The organism is Dictyobacter alpinus, assembly GCF_003967575.1.
Lineage (GTDB): Bacteria > Chloroflexota > Ktedonobacteria > Ktedonobacterales > Ktedonobacteraceae > Dictyobacter > Dictyobacter alpinus.
Genome location: NZ_BIFT01000001.1, coordinates 4,113,394 through 4,129,866 on the forward strand (window position 1 = coordinate 4,113,394; position 16,473 = coordinate 4,129,866).

Annotated in this window: 12 protein-coding genes and 1 riboswitch; of the genes, 7 read left to right on the forward strand and 5 right to left on the reverse strand. The window is 50.2% G+C overall.

Going from position 1 to position 16,473, the window contains the following annotated elements:
- Nucleotides 1-84: 84 nt before the first annotated feature.
- The 3 genes from EL633_RS16225 to EL633_RS16235 all read right to left on the reverse strand — a co-directional run bounded on the left by EL633_RS16225 (nucleotide 85) and on the right by EL633_RS16235 (nucleotide 4,126).
- Nucleotides 85-2,592 carry a sensor histidine kinase gene (locus EL633_RS16225; RefSeq protein ID WP_161982185.1) on the reverse strand — a complete coding sequence of 836 codons (2,508 nt, stop codon included), beginning with the start codon at nucleotides 2,590-2,592 and terminating at the stop codon, nucleotides 85-87.
- A gap of 500 nt (nucleotides 2,593-3,092) precedes the next feature.
- Nucleotides 3,093-3,593, reverse strand: a complete 501-nt coding sequence (locus tag EL633_RS16230) for an anti-sigma factor family protein (protein ID WP_126628185.1) — start codon at nucleotides 3,591-3,593, stop codon at nucleotides 3,093-3,095.
- Complete coding sequence (locus EL633_RS16235; RefSeq protein ID WP_126628186.1) at nucleotides 3,590-4,126, reverse strand: RNA polymerase sigma factor; 537 nt, start codon at nucleotides 4,124-4,126, stop codon at nucleotides 3,590-3,592. Before EL633_RS16235 ends, EL633_RS16230 begins: the two co-directional genes overlap by 4 nt.
- Nucleotides 4,127-4,532: 406 nt before the next feature.
- On the opposite strand from EL633_RS16235, the gene mtnA reads away from it, so the two are divergent.
- The 6 genes from mtnA (at nucleotide 4,533) to EL633_RS16265 (ending at nucleotide 11,995) form a co-directional block, all read left to right on the forward strand.
- A complete protein-coding gene (mtnA, locus tag EL633_RS16240) occupies nucleotides 4,533-5,660 on the forward strand; it encodes an S-methyl-5-thioribose-1-phosphate isomerase (RefSeq protein ID WP_246039150.1) in 1,128 nt (375 codons plus the stop codon).
- Nucleotides 5,661-5,679: 19 nt separating this feature from the next.
- A complete protein-coding gene (locus tag EL633_RS16245) occupies nucleotides 5,680-6,315 on the forward strand; it encodes an HD domain-containing protein (protein ID WP_126628188.1) in 636 nt (211 codons plus the stop codon).
- Nucleotides 6,316-6,407: 92 nt separating this feature from the next.
- Entirely contained in the window at nucleotides 6,408-7,355 is a 948-nt protein-coding gene (locus EL633_RS16250) for a PfkB family carbohydrate kinase (RefSeq protein WP_126628189.1), read from the forward strand.
- A gap of 186 nt (nucleotides 7,356-7,541) precedes the next feature.
- Nucleotides 7,542-8,810, forward strand: coding sequence for an adenosylhomocysteinase (ahcY, locus tag EL633_RS16255; RefSeq protein ID WP_126628190.1), 1,269 nt, complete (start codon nucleotides 7,542-7,544; stop codon nucleotides 8,808-8,810).
- Between the two features lie 214 nt (nucleotides 8,811-9,024).
- Nucleotides 9,025-9,134: riboswitch (SAM riboswitch) on the forward strand.
- 169 nt (nucleotides 9,135-9,303) lie between these two features.
- Nucleotides 9,304-10,557, forward strand: a complete 1,254-nt coding sequence (metK, locus tag EL633_RS16260; RefSeq protein ID WP_126629455.1) for a methionine adenosyltransferase — start codon at nucleotides 9,304-9,306, stop codon at nucleotides 10,555-10,557.
- A gap of 289 nt (nucleotides 10,558-10,846) precedes the next feature.
- Entirely contained in the window at nucleotides 10,847-11,995 is a 1,149-nt protein-coding gene (locus EL633_RS16265) for an acyl-CoA dehydrogenase family protein (protein ID WP_126628191.1), read from the forward strand.
- Between the two features lie 167 nt (nucleotides 11,996-12,162).
- Here the strand turns inward: EL633_RS16265 and EL633_RS16270 are convergent, their stop codons facing one another.
- Nucleotides 12,163-14,076, reverse strand: coding sequence for an anti-sigma factor family protein (locus EL633_RS16270; protein WP_126628192.1), 1,914 nt, complete (start codon nucleotides 14,074-14,076; stop codon nucleotides 12,163-12,165).
- Complete coding sequence (locus EL633_RS16275) at nucleotides 14,073-14,885, reverse strand: RNA polymerase sigma factor (protein WP_126628193.1); 813 nt, start codon at nucleotides 14,883-14,885, stop codon at nucleotides 14,073-14,075. Before EL633_RS16275 ends, EL633_RS16270 begins: the two co-directional genes overlap by 4 nt.
- A 548-nt stretch (nucleotides 14,886-15,433) precedes the next feature.
- Between EL633_RS16275 and holB the strand changes: the two genes are divergently transcribed.
- Complete coding sequence (gene holB / locus EL633_RS16280) at nucleotides 15,434-16,462, forward strand: DNA polymerase III subunit delta' (RefSeq protein ID WP_126628194.1); 1,029 nt, start codon at nucleotides 15,434-15,436, stop codon at nucleotides 16,460-16,462.
- Nucleotides 16,463-16,473: the final 11 nt, after the last annotated feature.

The following is a 16,473-nucleotide window of genomic DNA, read 5'->3' on the forward strand; positions in this document are numbered from 1 at the left end:
CCTGTCACGTCTGTCCGCCAGATAGCACGCAACGAAGGCGGAGAAAGTTTTGTCTTCAGGGAGCAGGGATTGTGAGCATTATGTTCAGACCAGAACGATTGGTAATGTGAATGAGAAGGTTGATCCCTCCCCAGGAATACTCTCTACCGCGATCTCACCACCCTGTAACTCAATTAACTTTCTGGCAATGGTTAAGCCAAGTCCGGTGCCGCCAAAGCGACGTGTCGTGCTGCCATCCGCCTGTCGGAAGGCCTCAAAAATGTAGTCCAGAGCGGCCGGTGAGATACCGATACCTGTATCGGTGACTGAGATCCGCACCATGCCCTGTTGTTTGAGATGGTGGCAGCGTACGGTGACGCTCCCCTTCTCGGTAAATTTAATCGCATTGGATACCAGATTAATCACGATCTGCCGTAGCCGGTGTCCATCCGCAGCCACCATTGGGAGCGCGTCCGGAATATCAAGGTGCAGGTGAAGATCCTTATTATTTGCCAGGGGTTTGACCTGCTCAAGCACGTCTGCCAGGTTTTTCGTCAGTTGCAAGGGTTCCAGCTTTACTTCGATGTGGTCGGCCTCAATTTTTGAGAGATCGAGCATATCATCTACCAGATGGGAAAGATCCTCTGCCCGACCGACCATAAATTGGATATGTTCTTCTTGTTCCGCTGTGAGCGTGCCATCAACGAAGCCTTCCAGGATAAGCGCTCCATAACTAATAATACTGTGTAACGGTGTGCGCAATTCATGCGTAACATTCGCCAGAAATTGTGATTTTAGCTGGTTGGCGCGCTCAAGGGCGGCATTTTTATCCTTGACCTCGGCGAATAACAAGGCATTTTCAATAGCCATGGATGTTTGCAATGAAGCTGAACTGAGCAAGAATGTATCGCGCTGGCTGATTGGATACGATTTTTCGGTGTAAAGTATAAATGCACCGATTGCCTGATCTTGCAGGAGGAGCGGAACCGCGATCGCGGAATAATAGCCCGCTTCAAGTGCCAGGCGGGCCCAGTGTTCCTGCCGATTCTGATAGATACTGGCGATATCTTCCCCATAGACAATTTTCTGCCTCTGGATCGCCATACGCGCCAGCATCATATCCAATTCACGTAAGGCATGATTGGGTATGCGCGTTGCCTGGATCGACTTGGACTGCACCGGTATCCTGGCTCGTAGCGCTCCCGGTTGCGCGTCTGAATGAGCCGTGCGTGTATTTGGCATGGCCGCCATTTTTTTTGTGACCACCATGGTGATGTCGTTATCGGGATCGATATGGACCGCCACCGGGCCATCCTCGGCTGGCGTGGTCAGGAGCTCGGATGTTTCACCTTCAGCAGACCACTGTGAGACGGCCCAGGGAGCAATACTTTCTCTGCCATAGAGGAGGAGCGAGACATGTTTGACGTTCATGATGTGTCCCATGCGTGAGACAAATTCGCCCAGCAACTGCTCAAGATTGAGGGTCGACATCAGTGCATCGCTCATAATCAATAGGTTGCTCATCTGGTCCAGTAGGGCCTGACTTTCATTTGATTGCGTCTCGTGCAAGAACTGGAACGATTGCTCCAACATCGCAAATTCGTTGGTACGTGCCAGAGTCATCTTTATGTCCGTGTCCTGTGTCACCAGAACCTGGACATGGGCCTGAAGTCGGCGCAAGGGTCGGATTAACAGGACACTGACAAAGAAGGTATACAGAATGATGCCCAGCGCCAGGACAAATAATCCTGTTCCGATCAACAAGAGTGTTGAGCTCTTTGGATATGTATTGATCTCGTATAAGGGCTCAATGGTGGCCAGTTGCAGGCTGGTTGAACCTGCTGGTTGTTGCGTGAGGCGCGCAGGTTGGATTTGTAGCAGGTAGCTATGTTGAGAGCTATTCAGTACTCTGGGTGTATTGGCCTGACATAGCTTGCCATTGGTGTTGCCCGCGGATTGCAGAACGTCCAGCGTGGTCGTGCCTACAAGTTGATTTTGTATGCAGAGCAATACCTGTGTGTTCGCCTTCTGGCTCAAGTCTTGGGCGAGAAGGGTGTCAATTGACTGAGACGCCATCAGGATACCAGTATGCCGGGGAGTAGCGGGCATCAGCACGAGCAGCATCCATTGCGGCCGGGCGTCCGAGCCAGGTCCAGTTAAAGGTAGCGGTTGGAGCAAGGCCACGGTTTCGCCCTGGCTGGCTTTCTTGAAGAGTGGTTGCATCGTGGCGTTAACAGTCGCGCTCCCCGGTAGTAGAGCCTGCCCCGCATCGTTGAAGAGGTCCAGTGAGTGGAGGTGTTTGTCATTGGCATATTGGTCTAAAAGGGTACGAACCGCGCCATGTGTATCTGCTTGCTCCGGGTGCGCAAGGGTTGCGGTAATACGCGCATCCTGTGTTACCTTTGCAACGCTTTGAATTAAAGCCTTTGTGTGTTCTTGATAGGCTACTTGTAATTGTGAAAGATGTGTTTGCGCGTCTCTCCTGGCCTGATATTCGGAATAAAACCTGAATATGCCCCAGGATGAAACGTAAAAGAGGAGCATACAAAGCAAAAGAGTCAACGTCGCAACAATTATCAGTTTTCCACCCAGTGATCGGACTGTGAATTGCATGCGACCCTTTCTATGCATGGTAAGAGTAAAGAGAGAACGGGGTGCCAGCTCGTTCCCTCCTTACCGCGCGTCTGCATCTGGCGCGACGCGAAACGTCAGGAGGTGCGCGTGCCAACCCCATGGGGAAAAGGTTGCACGTAGATCTTAGATGTACGGTACAAGCTGCTCGTCGAGGTGGATCTGCTTGCCAGCGCACATCCCGCCATCCATCCCAAGCCTATGTATTATAACGCATGAGCGTGCATTTTGTTAGCGTTTTTTGGGGCAATTTTCTGGGCATGAGGAAATTCACTGAATTTTAATGCGATATGGTGGTTTGCTGCTTTTATTTCTCATTTTTTTGTTTTTGTCTGAAGCTTCGCACCTACGGTGCTCGCTTGTCTCTTAAATATTGTAGAGTGGGCGACCGCGGCCGCCCACTCTACAATATTTAAGAGAGGAAGGATGGATCTGGTGGGTCTGGTGTGGTGAAAGGGGAGAAGGATGAGGTGTGTGTGTGTTTATTCAGACGCCGGGGGGTGTTGGCGGTATTTTGACCAGAGGTAGTAGCTGCTGAGCAGGCTGGTGCCAATAGTTACCAGGCAGATGAGGAGTTTTATATTGGGATATTGATCGCCAGTTTTCCAGGCTGTCTTTGCGATCCAATGGGGAGTGGTTGTGGTCTGGTGGTAAGTACAACGGTAGTGGCCGCGCGTGCCGGCTAAATGGGTTGGAAAGGAGGAGGGGCGGCGGCGTAATTTCGCGGGCGTTCCTGGTTGGATACTTTGGATTTCACAGAGCAGCAAACTCTGGCTAGAGCTGAATGCTTCTTGTGGCTGAACCAGGAGCGGAGCGAAGCGTGGAAGCTGGGATAGGAGGGCGTCAAAGCGGCGGTAATCCGTCAGAATGGTGCAGCACATCTCGCAGATTTGTAGATGGCTCGCAACGCTTTGACGCTCTTGTACTGTGAGTTGATCGTCAAGGTAAGGGCTGAGCAAATCCTTGACCTGCTCACAGTTCATTTGGTGCCTCCTCCCTGTTCCAGGGATCGATAATGTTCTCGAAACGATTGACGGGCACGTGAGAGATACATTTTGACACCGCTCTCAGCAATGTTCAGGGTATGAGCGATCTCGCTGTAGGAGAAGCCCTCCTGGGTGTAGAGTAGCAATGCTGCCCGATACTGCTGAGGCATGCGACGAAGTGCGGCTCGCACCATCTCCGTTGTGCCATAAATTTCTTGTGGATCGGCACTTTCAACGTCGGCGGGTTCGTGGTCGAGATCTTGCCATGGTAACCAGGCTATGAGCTTACGACGACGAAGCGCATCGTACGCGGTATTCGTGGCAATACGATACAACCAGGCCGATAGTTTTAAGTTTGCATCCATTTTCGGTAATGCGCGAAAAGCCTTCAAAAACGTATCCTGAGTCAGGTCGTCGGCCTGTTCGCGATCGCCCACCAAATGGTACACATAATTATAAATAGGTGTCTTATATTCGTCGTAAATTTGTTCGAAAGACCAGGAGTTTTCCTTGGTTTCCACCCGGACCATGCGCTACAATCCCTTCGATAGCTACTGTGTTCTCTTGTCCGTTCCATACAAGAGAGATTGGTAGCTGTCTCCGGGCCTTTTTCTGGTGGACACACATAATAATGCGTGCGTGTGTGCCCACGGCTCTCAGGCGGATACGGAAACGCTTTTTCCTTCTGTCTAGTGGAACGGACAACTAAGGCTATCAGTAACATGATAAAGTAGTCATGCATACTTGCTGTTGAGTGATGTATCGTTTATCATGGTAGCATACTCTGGTGGATTTACTGCAATCATTAGCCGATTTGTTAGTACTATTGGGTTAATAATGCGCAGGTCGCGCTGCCCCTTCGTTACATACCGGGGGATTATGCCCAATGTATCTTTCCTGTCTTACCTGGAAAGATGTGAAGGAGGCACGGCTCCCTTGAATGATTATAACTTCGATCCTAAGGTACGGACGGTGTGGTGGGAAGATGATGGTGATGGTCGTGCAGTTGTGCATATGCTGGATCAGTCTCTTCTTCCACAGCAGGTGGTTTACCTGCATCTCACCCATGAGCAGCAGGTGGCTGAGGCGATCGCGCAGCTACGGGTCCGGGGTGCACCTGTGATTGGTGTTACCGCTGGATTTGGCATGGCGTTGGCCGTGACGCGCTTCCTTGCGGAACGGGATGCGGATCGATTGGAGACGACTCCAGCAGAAATTGAGGCTCATCTTGCTCAGGTTGGTCAGCTGTTGGGCCAGACGCGCCCTACGGCGGTCAATCTGTTCTGGGCCATTGAGCGTATGCAGCGCTCCACTCGACAAGCCTGCCAGGCTGGCCTCTCAAGTCAACAGCTTGCTGAGGTATTGAAGGCAGAAGCACACCAGATAGCGGTCGAGGATGTACAGGCCTGCTGGCAGATGGGACTCCATGGGGCCGAGCTGATTGCGGATGGTGATACAATTTTGACGCATTGTAATGCTGGTGCGCTGGCAACCACTGGAATTGGCACCGCGCTGGCTCCTGTCTATATGGCGGCCCACACTGGTAAGCATGTGCATGTATTTGTGGATGAAACCCGACCAGTCCTTCAGGGTGCTCGCCTGACGGCCTGGGAATTGCAGCAAGAAGGGGTGCCATTGACGCTAATCACTGACAATATGGCCGGCTATTTTATGCGTCAGAAGCGCATACAGGCTATTTTTGTTGGTGCGGATCGTATCGCTGCCAACGGTGATGTGGCCAACAAAATCGGCACCTACAGTGTGGCCGTACTGGCTCATGTACATCAGATCCCACTGTATGTGGTTGCTCCATGTTCCACCATCGATCTTGCACTCCTCAGCGGTGAACAGATTCCGATTGAGCAGCGCAAGGCAGAGGAGGTAACGACCCTCTATGGGACGCGCATTGCCCCCATGGATGTTGCCGTGGCGAATCCTGCGTTCGATGTCACGCCGCATGCGTATGTGACGGCGATCGTGACAGAAAAAGGAATCATGAGGGCCCCGTATACTGAGACATTACGCGCCAGGTGTATGCCGAGCAGGCAGAATAAAAGCGAATAAATAGATACAAGGTAGATACATGGATAAAGAGATTGTGCCAGCGGTTGCCCAATATGCTGAAGAAGTCATGGGGAATGAAGGCTTCCGCTATGTGAGTGCCGTTGTAGCAAACTGTAAGATGCTGGCCCTGGAATTAGAGGTTCAGGAGGATGAAGCGTCACCGAACATTGATCTTGATGCTTTGAGCATTGCAGGGTATCTGCACGATATTTCGACCGTGGCTCATGGCTTTCAAGATCATCAGGTGAAATCGGCTGAAATGGCGGTTGAGTTCTTGCGTGCTCGGGAGGCTCCTGAGGAGTTGATCCAGAAGGTGGAGCAAGCTATTTTAACTCATACGACGGTGGCTCAGCCTGATCAACGTGATAAGACGGTGACTGAGGGGCGCATCTTGTACGATGCTGATAAACTAGGAAGGTTGAGTGGCCTTGCAGTTGTCACTTCCCTGATCGAGTTCGGGGCCCGTTATCCTAATCGGGCTGTGACCGGTGAGGTGTTGGCAGCCATCTTGCGCCATGTCGAAGAGCGTTTTATTGAGCTCTACCAATCCTTAAACACCGTTCCCGCGCGCAATATGGCGCGAGACAAATTTAATAATGCCATTGCATTTCTGGATGGTGTCATTGAACATCTCAATGATGCTACACCCGTGTAAATGGATGTGTGTAAATCCGGTGGCGAGTAATGAAACTTTTTAAGGGTTTCCACTCTCTTACCTTTCAGAGACATTTTTAATGGAGGCGAATTTTGCCTATTCTTGTTGTGGGCTCCGTGGCCCTCGATACCGTAGAGACGCCCTTTACCAGGATGGATAGTGTTCTAGGTGGAGCGGCATCGTATTTTGCAACTGCTGCATCTCTTTATGATCAGGTGAACCTTGTGGGGATTGTGGGAAGTGATTTTCCTCGTGAACATCTTGACTTCTGGCGTAGCCACAACATCAATCTCGCCGGTCTGCAGATTCAGGAAGGCAAAACCTTTCACTGGCATGGACGTTACCATATGGATATGAATACCCGCGACACGCTGGATACACAACTGGGTGTCTTCGGAGATTTCCATCCTGTGGTGCCAGAAGAGTATACACAGAGTCCTCTGGTCTTTCTGGCCAATATTCAACCCGAGTTGCAGCTAGAGGTGCTTCAGCAGACTCCTCGTGCCCAATTCACGGTGCTGGATACCATGGATTTGTGGATCAATATCGCTCGTGATCCTTTGACTGAAGTCATGAAGCAGGTGGATGTGCTTTTAATGAGCGAAGAAGAGGTTCGCCATTATACCAATCAGGCCAGCATCCTGACCGGAGTCCGTCACTTCTTTAGCCTTGGCTTAAAGTACGTGGTGGTAAAACTGGGAAGCTATGGTGCCTTGCTCTTTGGCGCGGATGGTACCTATTTCAGTGCCCCGGCTTATCCTCTGGAAGAGGTCGTGGATCCAACCGGTGCGGGTGATTCCTTTGCTGGTGGTTTCCTCGGATATCTCTCTTCGGTACAGCCCGATGCTTCTGGTCGCTATGCGGTTGATGATCTCAAGCGCGCCGTGGTCCATGGCAATATCGTTGGCTCTTTTGCCTGTGCCAAATTTGGCATTGGTGGCCTGTCTTCATTGTCGATGAATGATATTGAGACTCGCTATAACGAACTGGTAACCTATTCGCATTTTGATCCAAACTGGAATACACAAAAGACGAACTAATTGTTTGTATGAGGAGACCGTCGTGGGTGAAGAGCATTCACGACAAATCTTGTTGTGTGTATTATGCACGTTGTGTGCCATAGTCATACCTCAAGAAATGTTGTAGAATATGCTGAGGCGCTCTTTGGAGCGTTCCTTTGTTGCCCTGCGCAATCCTACTTCAAACGGAAGGAAATAATAAAATATATGACAACTTCAACACGTGGAGATGTGAAAGATCTCTCCCTGGCCCCTCGCGGTAAAGACCGTATCGAGTGGGCTGCCAAGGAGATGCCGGTGCTACGCCTGATTCGAGAGCGCTTTGCTAAAGAGCAGCCCTTGAAAGGCTTGCGCATGTCTGGCTGTCTGCATATCACAACTGAGACCGCCAACCTGGCCATCACCTTAAAAGCCGGCGGTGCCGACCTGGTGCTGTGTGCCTCAAATCCCTTGTCCACTCAGGATGATGTGGCGGCTGCCCTGGTGAGCGAGTATGGTATTCCTACCTACGCTATCAAAGGCGAGGACGAGAAAACCTACTATGAGCACATCAGCGCTGTCCTGGACCACAATCCAGAGATGACCATGGACGATGGTTGTGATCTGGTTTCGACCTTGCACACCAAACGTACCGATCTGATTCCTGCCATCATCGGTGGACTGGAAGAGACCACCACTGGCGTTATCCGCTTGCATAGTATGGTGAAGCAGGGTGTCCTGCGCTTCCCAGTGCTGGCCGTCAATGATTCCGATACCAAGCACCTGTTCGATAACCGCTATGGTACTGGTCAGAGCACCCTGGATGCTATCATTCGCTCAACCAATATCCTGTTGGCCGGTCGTACCATCGTTGTCTTTGGTTATGGCTGGTGTGGTCGTGGTGTCGCTTCACGCGCCCATGGACATGGTGCCAACGTGGTTGTATGTGAGGTCGATCCTACTCGCGCCTTAGAGGCCGTTATGGATGGCTATCGCGTCATGCCTGGCGTTGAGGCTGCTGCCATTGGTGATATCTTCATCACCGTAACCGGCGACATCAACGTCATCGATCAGGCTCATCTGGAAAAAATGAAAGATGGCGCTCTGATTGCCAACTCCGGTCACTTCAACGACGAGATCAATATTCCTGCCCTGGAGAAACTCGGCGTTAACAAACGCCGCGTCCGTGATTTTGTTGATGAGTACACCTATGCCGATGGTCGTCACGTCCATCTGCTCGCCGAAGGCCGCCTGGTTAACCTGTCTGCCGCCGAAGGCCATCCAGCCAGTGTCATGGACATGAGCTTTGCCAACCAGGCTCTGGGTGCCGAATATGTGCTCAAAAATGCCAAAGAGATGAAAAACGAGGTATACACATTACCTCAGGAGCTGGATAAAGAGATTGCCAGCCTCAAATTGCATGCCATGGGTATCAAGTATGACAAACTGACCGAAGAGCAAGAGAAATACCTCAGCTCCTGGGAGTCTGGTACCTAAGTCATAGTGCCTACTGACGGATAGCTGCCGACCGGTGCTATCCTCTCCTACTGGCTACTGGGTGCTATAAAGTAGCCAGCAACCAGTAGGAGAAAAGTAGTTCATTCCATTGACATCAGGCCAGGCTATAAAGTACAATCAAGAGTGATAACAGACACAGAGATGATAACAATTCATCTCCATACATGGACAAATAAATACATGAGTGTAATCACTCTCATCAAGAGAGGTGGAGGGAAACGGCCCGATGAAGCCCGGCAACCCGCTTGTTCCGACAAGAAGGGTGCCAATTCCGGCGGTCTATGCTATGCCGCAAGATGAGGGGAATGTGCAAATGTCACACCCCCTGATGAAGAGGGGTTTTTTTATGCCTTAACCCCACATAATAAATTCTCATTGAATCTTCAGCATAGATGATATGTAATCACCTGGCCATACATATGCATGTATCATAATGTTCTTTGTAAGAAAGGAATGGCCCATGACAAGTTTCATGCGCAGCCCTAAGACATTTTTTACCAGTGAGTCGGTGACCGAAGGCCATCCCGATAAGCTGTGCGATCAGATCTCAGATGCCATTTTGGACGCCATCCTGGTGCAGGATCCAATGGCTCGCGTTGCCTGTGAGACGGCTACGACTACTGGCCTGGTGCTTGTGGCTGGTGAGATTACGACTTCGGCCTGGATCGATATGTCGGCTGTGGTTCGCCAGACGATCGAGCAGGTTGGCTATATCAATGCTGATTATGGTTTTGACTATCGTACCTGTGGGGTGACCACCTCCATTGGCAAGCAGTCACCAGATATTGATATGGGTGTCAGCAAGTCATTAGAATCCAGAGATGACAATAAGGTTGTCGTCCTGAGCGATGATGAACTAGAGCGCATTGGTGCTGGCGACCAGGGTATGATGATCGGCTTTGCCTGTAACGAGACCCCTGAACTGATGCCAATGCCCATCAGCCTATCCCATAAGTTGACTCGCCAGTTATCCCAGGTACGCCGTAAATCCTGGAGTGGACAGGGCCCAATGACGTATTTGCGCCCCGATGGGAAGGCTCAGGTCACCGTTCAATATGAGAATGGTGCACCCACCCGTGTCGATACCATTGTGGTTTCTACCCAGCATGCTGATTATGTGGACCGCGCACAGATTCGCCAGGATGTGCTTGATTATATTATCAAGCCTGTGATCCCTGCGCATTTGTTGGATGCTGAGACCAAAATCTATGTCAATCCAACCGGACGCTTTGTCACTGGTGGCCCAATGGGTGATGCTGGTCTGACTGGTCGTAAGATTATTGTCGATACCTATGGTGGCATGGCCCGTCATGGTGGCGGCGCCTTCAGTGGTAAAGATCCCACCAAAGTGGACCGTTCTGCCGCTTATGCTGCTCGCCATATCGCCAAGAATATTGTGGCGGCCGGTCTGGCTGATCGGGTTGAGTTGCAGATCGCCTATGCGATCGGTGTAGCTCGCCCACTGTCACTTTTCGTGGAAACCTTCGGTACCGGCAAAGTCTCTGACGAAGAGATTATCCGCCTGATCAACGAACATTTTGACCTGCGTCCAGCCGGAATCATTCAGGCCCTGGACCTGCGCCGGCCGATCTATCAGCCGACAGCTGCCTTTGGTCACTTTGGTCGTACTGATGTGGATCTCCCCTGGGAGGCCCTGGATAAAGTACCTATGCTGCGTAAAGGTGTAGGCGCTAACGTTTCAGGCAACGAGGTTGTCTCACAATAACAGGTGAACATCCTATCGCAGTGCTACTGTCGAAAAGACAGTAGCACTGCTTTTTTTATGTTTTGTGTTCGCCCACAGATCACACGCCAGGGGTGGAGTATATGGTGCGCGGCTCTGCGCACCATATACTCCACCCCTGGCCTGGCGCCGCAGGCGTCAAAAAAAGATCATGAAAAAGCCCTGCGTAATCCTCGCTATTGATTGCCTTGATCGACTATAATGGTAACGGACAGCCATGGCTAGGCTGTTTAAAATAACATGTTATAGTGCAGAAAGGCGGTCCTTCGAAATGGACTTTTCACTCAACGAAGAGCAGATGGCCATTCGTCAGACGTGTAGAGATTTTGCTGAACAAGAAATTAAGCCTATTGCTGAACAGATAGATGCCACAGGTGCATTCCCTTATGATCTGGTACGCCAGATGGGGGAGCTAGGTTTACTGGGACTCCCGTTTCCTGAGGAGTATGGTGGAGCTGGCGCTGACTTTCTTTCATACTGCCTGGCAATTGAAGAGATTTCACGTGGGGATGTGTCGGTTGGTATTACTATGGAAGCTCATACCTCCCTTGGCGCGACACCATTCTTCCTCTTTGGTTCACAGGAGCAGAAAGAGCGTTTCCTATTGCCGCTGGCCCGTGGTGAACAGCTCTGGGCCTTTGGTCTGACCGAGCCTGAAGCTGGCTCTGATTCCGGTGGAACGCAGACGCGAGCTGTGCTAGAGGACGGTTCCTGGCGTATCAATGGCTCAAAGTCCTTTATCACGAACGCTGGTACTGATCTCACTGGTGGTGTGACCATTACAGCCATCACCGGTAAAACCCCCAGTGGTCGCAATGCCATCTCTAATATTATTGTTCCTAAAGATACCCCTGGCTACGTGATCGGAAAGCCCTACAAGAAGATGGGCTGGAAGGCCTCGGATACGCGTCCACTCTCTTTTGAGGACTGCCGCGTACCTGAGGAAAATATCCTCGGACAGCCAGGCGATGGTTTTAAGCAATTTCTACATATCCTGGATGCTGGCCGCGTGGCCATTGCCGCCCTATCTGTTGGACTGGCGCAAGCCTGTCTGGACGAGGCATTGAGCTATGCTCAGCAGCGTAAACAGTTTGGACAGCCGCTCAGCAAATTTCAGGCCATTCAGTTTAAGTTAGCGGATATGGATATGGAGATTGAGCTGGCTCGCTTGATGTATTATAAAGCCGCCTGGCTACATATGCAGGGCAAGCCCTATACCCGTGAGGCTTCAATGGCCAAGCTATTTGCCTCTGAAACGGCCAAGCGGGCTGCCGACCAGGCCGTACAGATTCATGGGGGCTATGGATATATGGATGAATATCCAGTCTCGCGCTACTGGCGTAGTGTCAAAATCAACGAGATCGGTGAAGGCACGAGCGAAGTACAACGCATGCTGATAGCCAAGCAACTCGGCTGCTAATAACCTCTGAGATAGTGTTTATTCCCACTCTTATCGTGGAGCTTGCAGCCAGCCGCAATCGGTCCCTGAAGGGCCCATGCTTCTTGTAAATGTGGCGTCAAAAAGTGTTCGGAGAACACTTTTTGACGCCATTTAAAACCTTTGGAGCGCCAAAGGCGCGAAATGTTTTATTTCGGCCATTTCAATGTGTTGAAAACCACATTAGACGCATCACTTGTAGCCTGTGAGGCATCAGGGGTGACATATTTTGTCCAGATCACTGTGGTATTGTTGACCGAGACAAAGGCAGCGCTACCTTTGGTAATGTTATTAATACCATTGACCATAACTTTGGCGCGGGTATCATACATTTTGAAATCTTTGGCGCTATTTTGCCAGATCAAGAAGGTCCCACCACTCTGGAGTCCTGTCAGGATCTCATTATCATTGATATTGGTTGTCTCAGGTGTTGCGCCGCTGGCTGAAAAGGCCAGCAACTTACCTGACACATTGGCATCAATCTGTGGTGTTTGTACCGTGGGATCAACCTCGGTTGGATTGAGCAACAGCTTATTCAGGTCCTGTGGGGTAGCTGTAGGGCTGGCCTCAACAGTAGGTGTCGCACTGGCCTGTGCGCCAGGCGTCGCCGTAGTGGTTGCGGTAGCTTGCACCGTAGGGGTTGTGCTGGCTGTTGCTTGATCGCTGCCTGTATCGCTGTCAAGCAGGAAAAGGGTGCCATTCACCAACTGTGGACGGAATGAATGTTCATCGTCGCGATACAGATACGTATGATTGCTGGCATGCGGAGCCCAACGACCAGTCTCTTTTGGTTGAGCATCCTCGGCCTGCTGTGTCCAGATATTACTGTTGAGCTTTTGATCCTGCGACAACCACTCATCAGCCCAATAGATACTATAGCCATCGGTTGTAGCTGTTGGGGAGGTGAGCACATGCTGATCTTTCGCGGTCGCCAGTTCCGTTTTCTTCTCAATGCTGTTCTGAGTAAATTGATAATTCAGCAGATGCGATACGCCTTTGTTGTCTAATAAAGCCACCAGGGCATGATTATGATAAAAGCTCAAACCTTGAATTGGTGATGTCACCCAATCCGCCACTCTGGCTTTATTAAATGTATCTGTATAGAGAGTGAGCGGTTTGGTCGTATCGCTATTTGCGTTTTTCTCTGTTGTATCCTGGCTTTTATCCAGATAGAGGGCTTTAAGGCTCCAGCTACCTTCAAAGGTATTTGTAGGTGTAGCTGACTGCTGCGTTTGTTTGTTATTCGCATTCCTGGATTGCTCTAGTTGCAGCCAGAACAGCCAGTCCTCATTGCTACCCAGCACGATCAACGGACGTGTATTGGGATGGGTCAGCAATTCGGTGCTTGCACGACTGGTATTGGGATCTCCGCTCGTATCCAGTTTTTGCAACATCCAATTTGAGCTATTATCGTACGCTGAATAATAGATCGTATCATTGCTGGTGCTCGCACTAACAACATGATTATAGAGTGTCTGTGTGGCCACGATAGCAGGATCAGCCTGCGCAATCTCGGTATGACCGAGGCTGGCGGGATTAGATGGTAACGAGACCACTTGTTGTCCCTGATTGGCCAGGAAAAGGAGCGAAATAAGTCCACCTAACATGACGACAATCATAAAGGAAGCAGCCAGACCGATGATCGCAAAATGTTGTGTTTGCCGTAGCCGCCGTGGGCGTGCCGCCTGAATGGCAGGCAGAGGTCCCGTATCCGCGGTTGAAAAGGCTGCCAGGGAATCAGCCCTGGCTGGTTGTTGAGCAAGATCTTTTAAATAAGGGCCAAGAAAGACTGGCGTTGGAATTGAGGTAGTTGAAGCCGGTGCGTTCTGTAGGAAACGCACATGCTCAACCGCTAACGCCTGCAACAGTTTTTGACGAGCATCTGGGGCTGGCTCGATTGCTGGCATAGAACGTATGCGCTCTCCAACTAATTGGTATTGAGCGTATGCTTCTTTGCAATCTGCACAATGCACTAGATGATCTTCTAATTCGGGCACTTTCGTCGGATCTTGTTTTTGTTCACGATATATGGCGAGCATTGCCCGCGCCTGACGACAGTTCAATCTTCACCGACCTCTTTTTGATACAAACCAATAAATCGTTCTCTTGCTCTCATTAAACGCATTTTTACTGCTGATGGACTAATACTCAGTACTTCGGCAATTTCCGCGCAAGATAAACCATCATTTTCGTAAAGCCAGAGGCACGCTGAATATTTCTGTGGGAGTTGTTGAAAGACGCGTTCCACAATTTCACGATCCGCCACCCTACTTTCAAAACGTCCACCATCATATCCATTGCGCTCATACATCGAGTTGACTGAACTGGAACGGGGCTCAGCATGCTGCTCTTCGCCCGTGTTAAAGCCGTCTCCTGTGTTGCCACCCGAATCTGAAACCATGCCAGCGCCAATACCGCGATCTTCATTAAATAATGAGAGCGGTAACCACGCAATTAAACGTCTACGCCGTAATGAATCAGTTGTGGTGTTGGCCGCGATGCGATAGAGCCAGGCCGAGAGCGCCCCTGGTTGGACAACTGTCCCTCCTAAGAGTGCTTTGTAGGCTTTTACGAATACATCTTGAGCAAGATCATAGGCCTGTTCTCTATTTCCTATTAAATGATAGATGAAGTTTGTAATCGGACCCTGAAAGCGGGTGAAAATAGCTTCAAAGTCAGCCACATTTACCTGTTCAGGTTGTGCCGCTATTTCTGGCTGAGAAGGTTGCAACGTCTCATCAACTTCAACGACTGCCTCTTTATTGCCAGTTTCATCTTCAGATATAGGAATAGTTGAATGGCCTTGCTGTTCATCGTTTGCGGATGAACCCAATTTGCTATTCGCATTGTAGAAACGTATAGAGGTATCCATCGGTTACATCGGCCTTATATAATGCAGAGTTTTCATATTTTCTACGGGAGCATGTAGGTGTAACAGTCGCTGTACAAACGAACCAGCGCCTGGATTGCTTCGCCTTGTACCCTCTCATTCTTACTACTTTTCGGGTTGAAAGATAATTATATATACATAAGAACCGTGAGCCCGATAAGCTCACGGAAAAGCGTTGACTTTACTCTTGTGGTCTTGAAAGTGCTGTTTGTGAGATTTTGTTGGCTGAAACGAGCACTCTTACGAGCTAGTATACCATATTTCCCTCTAGATTGATGCAGCTTATGCAGTTTTTATGTGAAGAGATTGGTGCTCTCCAGCAATCCTAAGCATATTCTTAGCTTTTTTTGAACAGGCATAAATCTCCTATCACATATGGTACTCACTTGCACATGGAGTTTGCTACTTTACATTTCAATTTCTGCTACCATTGTACAATCTCTTTGAGGACTGCTGGCATGCGGCTTAAGATTAAAAAAACGTGCATATTTTACTTGCGAAGGTAGAGCAATTCTGCTACCATAGAGGGTATGGGAATCCCGCAAACACAAGCACCAGGTTGGAATATTGTTGGCCATGAACATGTAATAGATATTTTGCGCCGTACATTAGCCGCGCAACAGATTCGTCATGCCTATTTACTCACTGGTCCGCCCCGGATTGGCAAGAGCTTGCTGGCCCACCGCCTGGCCCAAACCCTGTTGTGTACCGGTGGTCCTGATCCAAAGATAGCTCCTCAAGAACCCTGTAATAATTGCCTCGCTTGCCGTAAGGTTCTCCATGGAAATCATCCCGATATCCATGTTATCAGTAAGGCCGCTGACAAGCAATTCATTGTGATCGAGCAGGTGCGTGCCTTACAGTCCGATGCCTCCCGACGTACGATGGAGGGCCGACGCAACATCTTCATTATTGAAAACGCGCAGGATATGAATGTGCAGGCAGCCAATTGTATCCTGAAAACACTGGAAGAGCCCGAGCCGGATGTAGTTTTGTTGCTGACAGTCCCAGATGTAGGTGTGCTCCTACCAACGATTATTTCGCGTGTACAACTGCTATCAATGCAGCTATTGACTTCATCACAGATCCAACAGGCTTTGACTGAACGCTGGGAGGTTGAGCCTGAGGAGGCTACCCTGATTGCCGCCCTGGCCGCAGGTCGCCTAGGCTGGGCCGTGGAGGCGGTAGAGGATGAAGATCTCCTGGACGAACGCAAGGCCCAATTAGAGCTCCTGACAAAAATTCCGGTGAGCACTACTATCCAGCGCTTCGACTTTGTGCAACGTCAGGGAACGGATGGCGAGAAACTGCGCCAGTTGCTAGAGTTGTGGTTATTATGGTGGCGTGATATGGTATTGGCAGCGAATAATTGTCTCGACCTGACCGTCAATGTGGATATGCGCGATCTACTCAAAAAGCAATCCGCAAAGGTTGGGACGCGAGAGGCTGAGCGTATGGTGCGTGCTATCTTGCAGACCCAGGAATCCCTTGATCAAAACGTCAATGCCCGTGTGGCCCTGGAAGTTTTGATGCTGGATACCCCAACCATCAAGGCATAGCATTGCCCGCT